The following is a 13,247-nucleotide window of genomic DNA, read 5'->3' as shown; positions in this document are numbered from 1 at the left end:
CACCCTAACCCTCCCCCGCTTCGCAGGGGAGGGGACCATTCTCCCTCCCCTGCGAGAGCGGGGAGGGTCGGGGTGGGGGCTAACGGCCGACGCGCTTTACACGCAGCGCCCGCCGTCGATCTCCAGCACCACGCCGGTCAGGAAGGCCGCCTCGTCCGACGCGAGATAGAGGGCGGCGTTGGCGACGTCGGTCGGCTGGCCCAGGCGGCCGAGCGGCACGATGCCCATCATGCGCGCGCGCTTCTCCGGGGTGTCGCCGCCCATGAAGGTGGCGAGCAGCGGCGTCTCGGTGGCGACCGGGGCGAGTGCGCAGACGCGGATGTTGTCGGGCGCCAGCTCCAGCGCCAGCGACTTGGTGATGTTGTGCACGGCGCCCTTGGTCGCGTTGTACCAGACCAGGCCCGGACGCGGCCGCAGGCCGGCGGTGGAGCCGAGATTCAGGATCACGCCGGACTTCTGCGCCCGCATGGTCGCGACGACCGCCTTGGAATAGAGGTAGATCGACTTGACGTTCAGCGCGAAGACGCGGTCGAACTCCTCCTCGGTCACGTTCTCGAACGGGCCGTTGGCGTGGGTGGAGCCGGCGTTGTTGACCAGGATGTCCAGCCGCCCGAACTTTTCGACGGTGGCGGCGATGGTCATCTCGACATCCGCCATCCTGGTGACGTTGGCGGCGATGCCGATGGCGGACTCGCCCAGACGCTCCGCGACCGCCTTGGCGGCGTCGCCGTTGATGTCCACGACCGCGACGCGGCCACCCTCGCGCACGAAGGTCTCGGCCATCGCGAGGCCCAGCCCCTGCGCCGCACCGGTGATCAGGGCGACCTTGCCGTCCAGACGCTTCGTCATTCTTGTTTCCTCCCCAAGGGATTATGTGGTGATGGGGAGGCTATCCGCGCCGCACCGGCCGTGCTATGGACCATCCGTCATAGCTGCTATCAGCCCGCACAGCCGGTCATGACCATCGCGTCAGGGCGCGCTGTTCTCCCCGGCGCTGCCCGGGGCGACGACCTTGCCCTTGAGCACGCCGTTGGCGACGCATTTCGCCACCTCGGCGTGGATCAGCCGCAGCAGGGCGCGCGTCGCCTTCGACACCGGCTGGTGTAGGGGCGTCGCGGTGACGAGCATGGCGTGCATGTCCTTGGAGCTGATTTCGCGGGCGATCAATCGGCCCTGGCGCACCTCGCGATGGACGGCGCCGAAAGGCAGGATGGTCGAACCCATGCCCTCCTCCACCAGCTGCTTGATGGCGGTGACGGAATCGATCTCCATGTCGACCTGGAGGTCGATGTCGGCCCTCCGCACCGCGGCGTCGACCACCCGGCGCAGGCCGTTCTCCAACCCCGGCAGCACGAAGCGCAGGCCGCCCAGAGTCTCCACCTCGACCGGCCCGTCGTCACCGGCCACCGCGTCCTTGGCGGGCTGGACGAGCAGAAGATTCTCCACGAGCAGCGGCGAGGACAGCATGCTGCGCCCGCGCCGGGCGTCGTAGAGCACGGCGAGGTCGAGCCGCCCGCCCTCGACCCATTCCAGCAGCGTGCCGCTGAACACCTCGTGGATGCGCAGCGTGGCGTCGGGGTAGTTCTCGTGGAAGCGGCGGGCCAGCGGCGCCCCCAGCGTGGCGCAGATCGACGGAGGGAGACCCAGAGTGACCGACCCGGTGAGCCGTTCCGACTGGTCCTGGATCTCCTCCTTGATCTCCGACAGCGCGCCCAGCAGATGGCGCACCACGTCGTAGAGCTTGCGCCCCTGTTGGGTCAGCGAGACGCCGCGGCCATGGCGGTAGAACAGGCTGGTGCGCAGCTCGTGCTCCAGCTTCTGGACCTGCCGGCTGAGCGCCGGCTGGGTGATGCCAAGCTTGACCGACGCCTTGGAAAAGCTGCCAAGGTCGGCCACCTGAACAAAGTAGCGCAGTTCCAGAAGTTCCATCGCGGGACAGGTCTCGTCGTTCGGTCTCCGGGTCGGATAGCGAATACGCCGGTATGACACAAGCGGAGTCCTGGCAGGTCAGTCCTGCCCGGCCCTCCGCCGTGTCTCGCGATCAATTGCGCCGGGTGAGCAGGCCGCGCGCCACAACCTGGGCCTGGATTTCCGCTGCCCCTTCGAAAATATTCAGAATACGGGCGTCGCACAGCACACGGCTGATCGGATACTCGACCGCGTAGCCGTTGCCGCCGTGAATCTGCACCGCGTTGTCGGCGTTCGACCAGGCGACGCGCGCGGCCAGCAGCTTGGCCATGCCGGCCTCGATGTCGCAGCGGCGATCGCTGTCCTTCTCGCGCGCGGCGAAATAGGTGAGCTGGCGGGCGATCATCGTCTCCACGGCCATCCAGGCGATCTTGCCGGCGACGCGCGGGAAGGCGGCGAGCGGGCGTCCGAACTGGACGCGCTCCTGGGCGTAGCGCAGGCCAAGCTCCATCGCGTTCTGCGCCACGCCGACGGCGCGGGCGGCGGTCTGCACGCGGGCCGATTCGAAGGTCGCCATCAGCTGCTTGAAGCCTTGGCCCTCGACCCCGCCCAGCAGGTTTTCGCGCGGCACCGCGAAGCCGTCGAAGCCGATCTCGTACTCTTTCATGCCGCGATAGCCGAGAACCGGAATCTCGCCGCCGCTCATGCCCTCGGCCGGGAAGGGGGCCGCCTCGGTGCCGCGCGGCTTCTCGGCCAGCAGCATCGACAGGCCGCGGTAGCCGGGGGCGTCCGGATCGGTGCGCACCAGCAGGGTCATCAGGTCCGACCGGCTGCCGTGGGTGATCCAGGTCTTCGCCCCGGTGACACGGTAGGTATCGCCGTCCAGCACCGCGCGGGTGCGCAGGCTGCCCAGGTCGGAGCCGGTGTTGGGCTCGGTGAAGACGGCGGTCGGCAGGATCTCGCCGGACGCGAGGCGCGGCAGCCAGCGCGCCCGCTGCTCGGCGGTGCCGCCCAGCCGGATCAGCTCGGCGGCGATCTCCGCGCGGGTGCCCAGCGAGCCGACGCCGATGTAGCCGCGCGACAGCTCCTCCGTCACCACGCACATGGCGAGCTTGCCCATGCCGAGCCCGCCGTCCTCCTCCGGCACGGTCAGGCCGAAGACACCCATCTCGGCCATCTGCTCGACGACCGGCATCGGGATCAGCTCGTCCTTCAGATGCCACTCGTGGGCGTGCGGCTCCACCACGTCGGCGACGAAGCGGCGGAACTGCTCGCGCACCATGTCGAGCGCCTCGTCCTCCAGAGCCGCCTCGCCGAAGCCGCCGCCGTGCAGCGCGTCGGCCAGCAGCTCGGCGATGCGCAGCCGCAGGGCGGAGGCGTTGCCGACGGCGATCAGCCGGCGCACCGCCTCGGTGCGGAAGGCGGCCCGCTCCGCGTCGTCCAGCCCGAAATCGGCGGGACGGACGATCTCGCCCTGGCTCATCGCCAGACCGCCGTCGAGCTGGGCCAGATACTCGCCGAAGGCGGCCTGGAGCATGCACGCCTCCAACTCGCCCAGCCGGCCGGCGCAGTCCAGCCGCTCCGCCCAGCCCTGCATCTGGCGCAGCGCCTCGGCGTAGGTCGCCACCCAGGCGAAGCCGTGCGCCGCCACCTGATGGCGGTCGAGCGCCGCCGCGTCGACGCGCCCGCCCGGCGCCACCAGCGCGGCGACACCGCGCTCGGCGGCCTCGGCCAGCCGCGCCACCGCGTCGAGCGCCGCCGCCGTGGTGGACAGCAGGTCGGGCAGCGGAAGCGGGCCGTTGGAGGTTGGTGTGGACGACATGGCGCGGTTCCTCGGTGCGTGTTGTTTTGGTGTTGTTCTTGCTCAGTCCGCCGCGATCGTCTCGCGGGGCGGGAGGGACGCGGCGATCCCGGCGAAGGCCTGCTCCACCAGCCGGCGCTGGTCGGCCTCGTGGTCGCCGTGGAAGCTGCCGGCGGGCGACGCCGCCTCGTCGCGGGCCACGCAGGCGACACGCGGCTCGACACAGCCGGCGGCCGCGCGCAACGCCTCCAGACGGCGGTCCAGATAGGTCCAGGCACCCAGGTTGCACGGCTCCTCCTGCACCCAGGCGCAGGACGCGCCCGGCCAGCGACGGAACAGCGCCGACAGGACGGCGTCGGGCAGAGGGTACAGCATTTCCAGCCGGACCACCGCCACACCGTCCGCCCCACGCTCGGCCCGTTCGCGCTCCAGCTCATAGGCCAGCTTGCCGCTGCACAGCAGGATGCGCTCGACCCGCGCCCCGGCGGTGGCGATCACCGGGTGGAAGGCGGTGCCCGGCGCGCAGTCGGCCAGCGTCGACACGGCGGCGGGCAGGCGCAGCAGCGTCTTCGGGCTCAGCACCACCAGGGGCTTGCGGTCGCGGCGCAGCATCTGCCGGCGCAGCAGATGGAAGTAGTTGGCCGGGGTGGAGGGGTGGGCGACGCGGATGTTGTCGCGCGCCGCCATCTGGAGGAAGCGCTCCGGCCGGGCGGAGGAGTGTTCCGGCCCCTGCCCCTCCAGCCCGTGCGGCAGCAGGATAACGAGGCCGGAGGGCTGGCGCCATTTGTCCTCGGCGCTGACGATGAACTGGTCGATCATGATCTGCGCGCCGTTGGCGAAATCGCCGAACTGCGCCTCCCAGATCACCAGCGCGTCGGGCCGCTCCAGGCTGTAGCCGTACTCGAAGCCGAGGACGGCGTATTCCGACAGCGGGCTGTTGACCACGTCGAACCGCGCCTGCTCCACACCCAGGTGATTCAGGCTGACGTGGCGGCGCCCGGTGACGGTGTCGGTCAGCGCGAAATGGCGGTGCGAGAAGGCGCCGCGCACCACGTCCTGGCCGGTCAGCCGCACCGGCGTCCCTTCGGCGAGCAGCGTGGCGAAGGCCAGCGCCTCGCCGGTCGCCCAGTCCAGCGGCTCCTCGGCGCGGCGGCGGATGACGCGCTCCACCTTGCGGTCCACGGCCAGCCCGTCGGGAATGACCGCCAGCGCCGCCAGCAGCCCACGCAGCCGGTCGTCGGCGATGCCAGTGTCCGGTTCGGCGGGAGACACGCCGGCCGGGGCGAAGGGCGCCCAGCGCCCGCCGGGGAAGCCGTCGTGGTTCGGCCGGTGGTCGGAGGCCGCAGCCAGCGCCTCCTGGAAGCGGGCCTTGTGTCCGGCGGCCAGCGCCTCGGCCTCTTCGGGGCCAACCAGCCCGTCAGCGGCCAGCCGCTGCGCGTAGAGCGCGCGGGCCGGCGGGTGGGCGTCGATCGCCTTGTAGTCGAGCGGCTGGGTGAAGCGCGGCTCGTCGATCTCGTTGTGGCCGTTGCGGCGATAGCCGACGAGGTCGATCACCGCGTCGCGCCCGTGCGCCTGCCGGAAGGCCACGGCGAGGTCGGCGGCGCGCAGGGCGGCGTCGGGATCGTCGGCGTTGACGTGCAGGATGGGGCTGTCCACCGCCTTCCATAGGCCGGTGCAGTGGAGCGAGGTCCGCGCCTCCTCGCGCTCGGTGGTGAAGCCGATCTGGTTGTTGACGATGACGTGGATGGTGCCGGCGACGGTGAAGCCGGGGACGCCGGACAGTTGCAGCGCCTCCGTCACGCTGCCCTGGCCGATCACGCTGGCGTCGGTGTGCAGCAGCACGCAGAGCACCCGCTTGGCCTCACCGCCCTGGTCACGCTCCAGGTCCTGGCGCGCCCGCGCGCGGCCCAGCGTGACCGGGTTGATCGCCTCCAGATGCGACGGGTTGGGCGACAGGGTCAGGGCCAGCGACCGTTCGCCGAAGGAGAGGTTGCTCTCCACGCCCATGTGGTAGGGCACGTCGGCGGGAACCGGCGGATCGGCCAGGAAGGGGTGCATGCCCTTGATCCCGGCGAACAACTCGACCAGCGGCTTGCCCAGCGCGTTCGCCATCAGGCTGAGCCGGCCGCGGTGCATGGTCCCGACCTGCACCTCGGTGACGCCCGCCGCCGCCGCCGCCGCGAGGATGCGGTCGAGCAACGGGATCAGCGTCTCCATGCCCTCCGCCCCGAACCGCTTCTTGGTCGGGTAGCGGACGCCGAGCAGCCGTTCGAACTCCTCCGCCGCGGTCAGCAGCGCCAGGGCGCGGCGGCGCGCCTCGGCCGGCGGAACGGTCTCCGCCCCCTCATAGGCGTCGCGCAGCCAGGAGCGTAGCGCCGGATCGTCGATGTGCGCGGTCTCCAGCGTCAGCGTGCCCTGATAGAGCCGGCGCAGGCGCGCGGTCTGGGCGTCCTCGGACTCGGAGGATGCGGGAGGCGCGGCGCGGCCCAGCGGGTCGAGGGCGGCGGCGGCGTGGCCGCGCTGGCGGATCGCCTCCTGCCGCAGCGGAACCGTCGGATCGCCGGCCGGACCACCCACCGGTGCCCCGGCGGGAACGGCGCCCAGCTCGTCCAGGATCTGGAAGACGGCGCGCCAGCTCACGTCCACCGACGCGGGGTCCTCGCGGAAACGTTCCTGCAACGCTTCGAGATAGGCGGCTCCGGCGGCGTTGAGCGGAGAGGACGGCCTAGACATGGCGCACACCGTTCATGCGATTGAACATCCGTCGGTTTGATGGCGGTCGGAGACCAGTGGCCCCCAGCTTATCGACCCATCGCGCGGTGCGGAGCGCATGGCGTGCCTGTAACAGATATTCATTGCGGGCATAGCAAACCGTCCGCGCCCGCACCGTTTGCGGTGGGACCGCGCGGGTTTCGAGCGAAACCGTCCGTACTACTGATGGCTTGCCGCGCTTATGGCTGATATGCCGGCGAAACGCATTCCGCTGTGCGGCCGCCTGATCCACTGTCAGGGTCACCACACCCTCCCCGGCCACCCACCGGGGACCAAGCGCCTCGGACCGGCATCGCCTCGTCCGGGCAACAAAAATCTCGGCCATAAAAATCTCGGGAGGAAGATCCACATGAAGCGCCGTCAATTCTTCAAGGGTGCCGCCGTCGTTGCCGGCGCCTCCACCCTCGCCGCCCCGGCCATCGCCCAGTCGGAGCCGACGATCCGCTGGCGCTGCGTGTCCAGCTTCCCGAAGAACATTGAGGTGCTCTACGGCAGCGCCGAGGTGCTGGCGAAGAACATCGCCGAGGCCACGGACGGCAAGTTCCAGATCCAGGTCTTCGCCGCCGGCGAACTGGTCCCGGCGCTGCAGGCGCTCGACGCCGCCAGCAACGACACGGTGGAGATGGCCCACACCGCGTCCTACTATTACGTCGGCAAGGACCCGAGCTTCGCCTTCGGCTGCTGCCTGCCCTTCGGCCTGAACACCCGCCAGCAGAACGCTTGGTTCTACCATGGCGAGGGCGGCAAGCTGCTGGAGGAGTTCTACGCCGGCCACAACCTGAAGGCGCTCGCCGGCGGCAACACCGGCTCCCAGATGGGCGGCTGGTTCCGCAAGGAAATCAAGAATGCGGAAGACCTCAAGGGGCTGAAGTTCCGCATCTCCGGCCTCGGCGGCCAAATCCTGTCCAAGCTGGGCGTCGTGCCGCAGCAGGTCAGCGGCGGCGACATCTACCCGGCGCTGGAGCGCGGCACCATCGACGCCGCCGAGTTCAACGGCCCCTACGACGACGAGAAGCTCGGCCTCTACAAGATTGCGCCGAACTACTATTACCCGGGCTGGTGGGACGGCACCTCGCTCCAGCATTTCTTCATCAACACGAACCGCTGGAACAGCCTGCCCAAGCATTACCAAGCGGCGCTGACCTCGGCGGCGGCGCTCGCCAACGTCGACAGCGTGGCGCGCTACGACGTGCTGAACCCGGCGGCGCTGAAGCGCGTGGTGGAGAAGGGCGCCAAGCTGCGCGCCTTCCCCCAGGACGTGCTGCAGGCCAGCCACAAGGCGGCCATGGAGCTTTACGACGAGCTGTCGGACAAGAACCCGACCTTCAAGAAGTTCTACGAGAGCTACCGCCGCTTCCAGACGGACTCGAACCTGTGGAACCAGGCGTCGGAATACGCCTACGACAGCGCCGTCCTCCGCCTCGCCCGGCGCTGAGCCGGCACGTCCTCAACCATGACCGGGGAGCGGGGCCGCCGCTCCCCGGCCGTGGCATCGTCGCGTTCCGCGCGACCGGCTTTTTCGGGAGGGCCTGCCCACCATGCCGAGCCCCAACGCTTCCTCTTTCATGACGGCCCTGGTCGGGGCCTGCCGGCTGGTCGACGCGGTCACCGCGCGGCTGGGCAAGGCGATATCCTGGCTGATCGTGCTGGCGATCCTGGTGTCGGCCGTCAACGCGGTCGTCCGCAAGATGTTCGACATCAGCTCGAATTCGTGGCTCGAACTGCAATGGGTGCTGTTCGCCGCGGTGTTCCTGCTCTGCTCCCCCTGGACGCTGAAGGAGGACGAGCACATCCGCATCGACATCGTGAACGCGCAGCTCGGCAAGCGCGCCCGCGACACCATCGACCTGTTCGGCCATCTGACCTTCCTGCTGCCCTTCAGCTTCGTGATGCTGGTCACCTCCTGGCCCTTCGCCATCGCCTCCTACGCCATCGAGGAGCAGTCGATGAACGCCGGCGGCCTGCCGCAATGGCCGGCGAAAATGCTGATTCCGCTGGGCTTCACCGTGCTGTTCATCCAGGGCCTGTCCGAGCTGGCCAAGCGCGCCGCGATCATGTCCGGCCATCTGGAGGACGACAACCACCGGGCCGGCGGCCATCAGGCGGCGGCCGAGGCCGAGGCGGAACGGCTGCTGGCGGCCGAACGCGAGCGCACCACCCACCCCGACACCCTTCCCAGCCGGTGACCGCGCGATGAGCACGACCTCTACCTCCCCTTCGCCGCGCGCCGTCCGGCTGTCCGTCATCTCCCTGGTGCTGCTGGCGGTGGTCGCCGTGGCGCTCTACGTGCTGCCGGTGCCCGGTGCCGCGGCGCTCGCCGAACAGGACGGCTGGCGCGGCTGGTTCGGCCACAACATGGCGCCGATCATGTTCGCCACGCTGGTCGGCATGCTGCTGCTCGGCTATCCGGTGGCCTTCGCGCTGGCCGCCAACGGGCTGCTGTTCGGCCTGATCGGCATCGAGATCGGGCTGTTCCGCCCCGACCTGTTCCAGGCGCTGCCCGAGCGCGTCTACGGCACGATGAACAACGACGTGCTGCTGGCCGTGCCCTTCTTCACCTTCATGGGTCTGGTGCTGGAGCGGTCCGGCATGGCCGAGGACCTGCTCGACACCATCGGTCAGCTGTTCGGCTCGATCCGCGGCGGTCTGGCCTACGCGGTGATCTTCGTCGGCGCGCTGCTCGCCGCGACGACCGGCGTGGTGGCCGCCTCGGTGATCTCGATGGGCCTGATCTCGCTGCCGATCATGCTGCGCTACGGCTACGACCGCCGTCTGGCGTCGGGCGTCATCGCGGCGTCGGGCACGCTGGCCCAGATCATCCCGCCGTCGCTGGTGCTGATCGTCATGGCCGACCAGCTCGGCCGCTCGGTCGGCGACATGTACGAGGCCGCCTTCATCCCCGGCCTGCTGCTGGCCGGCCTCTACGCCCTCTACGTCTTCGTCGTCTCGATGATCTGGCCCAAGGCCGCCCCCGGCCTGCCGCCGGAGGCCATCGCCCACCGCGAGCCGAACGGCGCGCGCGGCGTCTGGCAGCTCGGCCTGCTGGCCCTGTTCTCGGGCGCGGTCGCCACCTGGGTGATGGGCCGCACCGACGTCAAGTCCGGCGCCGACTACGTCGTGCTGCTGCTCTCGGTGGCGGTGCTGGTCGCCTTCCTGGCGGCCGCCTTCAACCGCGGCTTCGGCGCGCAGCGCCTCGTTCTGCAGACCGTCGCCACGGCGGCGCTGACCGCGGCGGCGGCGTGGCTGACGGTCAACGAATGGACCACCCTGGCCCTGATCGGCGATTCCATCGCGGCGGGCGCGCTCTACGCCTTGGCGGTGGCGGTGGTGGAGCGGGCGACCGGCCGGCGCCTGATCTCCCGCATGGCCGAGCAGGCGACCTTCGTCATGGTGCCGCCGCTGGCGCTGATCTTCCTGGTGCTGGGCACCATCTTCATCGGCCTCGCCACCCCGACCGAGGGCGGCGCCATGGGCGCCGTCGGCGCGCTGGCGCTGGCGGCCATGAAGAAGCGCCTGAACTTCGACATGGTGCGGCAGGCCACTTACTCGACGGCCAAGCTGGCGGCTTTCGTGCTGTTCATCCTGATCGGCGCGCGGGTGTTCTCGCTGACCTTCTACGGCGTCAACGGCCACATCTGGGTCGAAGAGCTGATGGTCTCCCTGCCCGGCGGGCAGATGGGTTTCCTGATCGCGGTCAGCGTGATGGTCTTCCTGCTGGCCTTCTTCCTCGACTTCTTCGAGCTGGCCTTCATCGTCATCCCGCTGCTGGCCCCGGCGGCGGATCGTCTGGGCATCGATCTGGTATGGTTCGGCGTCATCCTGGCGGTGAACATGCAGACCAGCTTCATGCACCCGCCCTTCGGCTTCTCTCTGTTCTTCCTGCGCTCGGTGGCGCCCAAGCTGCCCTACATCGACCGCATCACCAAGAAGGAGACGGCCCCCGTCCTGACCAGCCAGATCTACTGGGGCGCGGTGCCCTTCGTGGTCATCCAGCTCGTCATGGTCGCCCTGGTGATCGCCTTCCCGCAGATGGTCATGCACTACAAGTCGACCGCCACCAAGCTCGACGACAAGCAGATCGAAGAGCAGTTCAAGGGCCTCGGCGGCGACCTGAACGACGACCTGCCGCCGCTGGAATTCAAGTGATCGAGACCGAGAGAGGGAGAGCGACATGCGCATCGCCGTCGTAGGAGCCGGGGCCGTGGGCGGCGCGCTGGCCGGGTACCTCGCCGCCACGGGCCGGCACGAGCTGTCGCTGCTGGCCCGCGGCGCCCATCTCGCGGCGATCCGCGAGGGCGGGCTGACCGTGCAGACGCCGAAGGGGACGCTGACCAGCCGGCCGCGGGCCAGCGACTCCGCCGCCGACCTCGGCCCGCAGGACGTGGTGATCGTCACGGTGAAGGGACACGGGCTGCCGGCCCTGGCCGCGTCCTTCCCGGCGCTGTGCGGGCCGGACACGCTGGTTGTGGCGGCGCAGAACGGCATTCCCTGGTGGTACCTGTACGGCGCCGGCGACGGCGTGGCGCCGGAGCCGCTGGAGGTGGTCGATCCCGGCGGCGCCATCTGGTCGGCCATCGGGCCGGAGCGGGTCGCCGCCTGCGTGATGGAGGTGCTGCCCGCCCGCATCGTCGAGCCGGGCGTCGTCGCCCACACCGCCCTGCCCGTGCTGGCCTTCGGCGCTCCCCGGCCCGGCGACCACGCGGAGAAGCTGGCGGCCCTGGCCGACTCCTTCAACGCGGCGGGCGCCACCGCCCGCCTTCCCGCTGACATCCGCGTGCCGCTGTGGAGCAAGCTGATGCTCAACATGGCGGTCGGCCCGACCAGCGTGCTGACCGGCGCCACCATGGGCGCCATGGAGCAGGCCCCCGGCATGGCCGCCGTCCAGGGCCGGCTGATGCGCGAATGCCTGAACGTCGCCCATGCCTGGGGCGTCGCCCTGCCCGACGACATCGACGAGCGGCTGAGCCGGGGCAGCGGCGTGCCCGGCCACAAGCCGTCGATGCTCCAGGATTTCGAGGCGGGGCGCAGCATGGAGATCGACCCCATCGTGACCACCGTCCTGGAGCTGGCCCGCCGCCGCCGCGTGCCGGTGCCGACCATCGAAACATTGTGGGCGCTGACCGCCCTGAAGGAGCGGGTGGCGCGCGCCGACTGAGCGCACTTGCCCCCACCCTGACCCTCCCCCGCTCACGCAGGGGAGGGAACTGCCGCCGCCTCGCGATAATCCCCCTCCCCTGCGCAGCGGGGGAGGGCCGGGGTGGGGGCAAGGACCAGCGCCACCAAAAAAACGTCCCCGGAGAAAAAACGACATGTCCCCCGCTTCCGATCGCATCACCAATTTCATCGCCGGCTCCTGGCGTCCGGGCCGTGAGCGGCTCGACATCGTCAACCCGTCGAACCTCGACGAACTGGCCGGCTCCTACTCGCTCGCCGGCGCCGACGACGTGGCGGAGGCCGTCGCCGCGGCGCGCGCCGCCCAGCCGCAATGGCGCGCCGCCACGGTGGAGCAGCGCTCGCTGGTGCTCGATGCCATCTCCCGCGCGCTGTTCGACCGCAAGGACGAGCTGGCCCGCATCGCCGCGACCGAGGGCGGCAAGACCATCCCCGACGCACTGGGCGAGATCACCCGCGCCGCCCACCTCGCCCGCTTCTTCGCCGCCGAGGCGCTGCGCGCGCCCGGCGAGACGCTGGGCTCGGTGCGGCCGGGGGTCGAGGTCGACGTGACGCGCGAGCCCGTCGGCGTCATCGGCCTCGTCACGCCATGGAATTTCCCGGTCGCCACGCCGATGTGGAAGATCGCCCCGGCGCTGGCCTTCGGCAACGCGGTGATCTGGAAGCCGTCGGAGAAGACCCCGGGCATCTCCATCGCCGTCACCCGCCTCATCGCGGAGGCGCTGGAGGCCCACGGCATGCCCGCCGCGCTGTTCAATCTGGTGATCGGCGCCGGCCCGAACATCGGCGCCGCCGTGGTCGACGCGGTGGACGCCGTATCCTTCACCGGCTCGGTCAACACCGGGCGGCGCATCGCCGTGCGTTGCGCGGAGCGGATGATCCGCGTCCAGCTCGAACTGGGCGGCCAGAACCCGCTGGTCGTGCTGGGCGACGCCGACCCGGAGCGCGCCGCCGAGATCGGCGTCAACAGCGCCTATTTCCACGCCGGCCAGCGCTGCACGGCCACCGGCCGCTTCATCGTCGAGGACTCGATCCACGACGCCTTCGTCGCCGCGATGACGGAGCGGATGGCGGCGCTGCGCGTCGGCCACGCCCTGCTGCCGGAGACGCAGATCGGCCCGGTCATCGACGAGTTCCAGCTCACCAAGAACCTGCACTACATCGACACCGGCCTGAAGGAAGGCGCGCAGCTGGCCTCCGGCGGCGGGCGGCTGGACCGGCCGACGCGCGGCTGGTTCCTCGCCCCGACGCTGTTCACCGAGACCAGCAACGCCATGACCATCAACCGGGAAGAGGTCTTCGGCCCGGTCGCCAGCGTCATCCGCGTCAAGGATTACGAAGAGGCCCTGCATGTGGCCAACGACACCGACTACGGCCTGTCGTCGGGCATCATCACCAACTCGATGAAGCACGCCCGCCACTTCCAGGCCAACATCCAGGCCGGCATGACCATGCTGAACCTGCCGACGGCCGGCGTCGACTACCACGTCCCCTTCGGCGGCAGGAAGATGTCGAGCTACGGCCCGCGCGAGCAGGGACGCTCCGCCATCGAGTTCTACACCATCATCAAGACGGCCTATCGCGCGCTGTGACG

At 70.2% G+C, this 13,247-nt stretch carries 9 protein-coding genes; 5 read left to right on the top strand and 4 right to left on the bottom strand.

Going from position 1 to position 13,247, the window contains the following annotated elements; genetic code table 11:
- Nucleotides 1-96 precede the first annotated feature (96 nt).
- The 4 genes from Sp245p_RS32865 to Sp245p_RS32850 all read right to left on the bottom strand — a co-directional run bounded on the left by Sp245p_RS32865 (nt 97) and on the right by Sp245p_RS32850 (nt 6,442).
- Nucleotides 97-849 carry a glucose 1-dehydrogenase gene (locus Sp245p_RS32865; protein ID WP_014199621.1) on the bottom strand — a complete coding sequence of 251 codons (753 nt, stop codon included), beginning with the start codon at nt 847-849 and terminating at the stop codon, nt 97-99.
- Nucleotides 850-969: 120 nt separating this feature from the next.
- A complete protein-coding gene (locus tag Sp245p_RS32860) occupies nt 970-1,929 on the bottom strand; it encodes a LysR family transcriptional regulator (protein WP_014199620.1) in 960 nt (319 codons plus the stop codon).
- A gap of 112 nt (nt 1,930-2,041) precedes the next feature.
- A complete protein-coding gene (locus tag Sp245p_RS32855; RefSeq protein WP_014199619.1) occupies nt 2,042-3,730 on the bottom strand; it encodes an acyl-CoA dehydrogenase family protein in 1,689 nt (562 codons plus the stop codon).
- A gap of 42 nt (nt 3,731-3,772) precedes the next feature.
- Nucleotides 3,773-6,442 (bottom strand): 2-oxoglutarate dehydrogenase E1 component, encoded by a 2,670-nt coding sequence (locus tag Sp245p_RS32850; RefSeq protein WP_109139292.1) that lies wholly within the window; start codon nt 6,440-6,442, stop codon nt 3,773-3,775.
- A gap of 388 nt (nt 6,443-6,830) precedes the next feature.
- Here Sp245p_RS32850 and Sp245p_RS32845 point away from each other — a divergent pair, with 388 nt between their 5' ends.
- From Sp245p_RS32845 to Sp245p_RS32820, 5 genes are all read left to right on the top strand, one after another.
- A complete protein-coding gene (locus tag Sp245p_RS32845; protein WP_014199615.1) occupies nt 6,831-7,916 on the top strand; it encodes a TRAP transporter substrate-binding protein in 1,086 nt (361 codons plus the stop codon).
- 130 nt (nt 7,917-8,046) lie between these two features.
- Nucleotides 8,047-8,667: a TRAP transporter small permease subunit gene (locus tag Sp245p_RS32840; protein ID WP_014199614.1), complete on the top strand. Its 621-nt coding sequence runs from the start codon at nt 8,047-8,049 to the stop codon at nt 8,665-8,667.
- Between the two features lie 169 nt (nt 8,668-8,836).
- The gene (locus tag Sp245p_RS32835) at nt 8,837-10,627 is read left to right on the top strand and encodes a TRAP transporter large permease (protein ID WP_041814436.1); all 1,791 of its coding nucleotides are present in this window, start codon (nt 8,837-8,839) and stop codon (nt 10,625-10,627) included.
- A 25-nt stretch (nt 10,628-10,652) separates the two neighbouring features.
- The gene (locus tag Sp245p_RS32830; RefSeq protein ID WP_109139291.1) at nt 10,653-11,636 is read left to right on the top strand and encodes a ketopantoate reductase family protein; all 984 of its coding nucleotides are present in this window, start codon (nt 10,653-10,655) and stop codon (nt 11,634-11,636) included.
- A gap of 154 nt (nt 11,637-11,790) precedes the next feature.
- The gene (locus Sp245p_RS32820) at nt 11,791-13,245 is read left to right on the top strand and encodes an aldehyde dehydrogenase family protein (RefSeq protein WP_014199612.1); all 1,455 of its coding nucleotides are present in this window, start codon (nt 11,791-11,793) and stop codon (nt 13,243-13,245) included.
- The last annotated feature ends 2 nt before the right edge of the window (nt 13,246-13,247 follow it).

The organism is Azospirillum baldaniorum (genome assembly GCF_003119195.2).
GTDB classification, from domain to species: domain Bacteria; phylum Pseudomonadota; class Alphaproteobacteria; order Azospirillales; family Azospirillaceae; genus Azospirillum; species Azospirillum baldaniorum.
The sequence above is the reverse complement of the archived record's forward strand: the minus strand, read 5'-3'. Positions and strand labels throughout refer to the sequence as shown.

Bases quoted from the DNA above. Each gene is read 5' to 3' on its own strand.
- Sp245p_RS32865 (WP_014199621.1), bottom strand. From the start codon at position 849: ATGACGAAGCGTCTGGACGGCAAGGTCGCCCTGATCACCGGTGCGGCG.
- Sp245p_RS32860 (WP_014199620.1), bottom strand. From the start codon at position 1,929: ATGGAACTTCTGGAACTGCGCTACTTTGTTCAGGTGGCCGACCTTGGC.
- Sp245p_RS32855 (WP_014199619.1), bottom strand. From the start codon at position 3,730: ATGTCGTCCACACCAACCTCCAACGGCCCGCTTCCGCTGCCCGACCTG.
- Sp245p_RS32850 (WP_109139292.1), bottom strand. From the start codon at position 6,442: ATGTCTAGGCCGTCCTCTCCGCTCAACGCCGCCGGAGCCGCCTATCTC.
- Sp245p_RS32845 (WP_014199615.1), top strand. From the start codon at position 6,831: ATGAAGCGCCGTCAATTCTTCAAGGGTGCCGCCGTCGTTGCCGGCGCC.
- Sp245p_RS32840 (WP_014199614.1), top strand. From the start codon at position 8,047: ATGACGGCCCTGGTCGGGGCCTGCCGGCTGGTCGACGCGGTCACCGCG.
- Sp245p_RS32835 (WP_041814436.1), top strand. From the start codon at position 8,837: ATGGCGCCGATCATGTTCGCCACGCTGGTCGGCATGCTGCTGCTCGGC.
- Sp245p_RS32830 (WP_109139291.1), top strand. From the start codon at position 10,653: ATGCGCATCGCCGTCGTAGGAGCCGGGGCCGTGGGCGGCGCGCTGGCC.
- Sp245p_RS32820 (WP_014199612.1), top strand. From the start codon at position 11,791: ATGTCCCCCGCTTCCGATCGCATCACCAATTTCATCGCCGGCTCCTGG.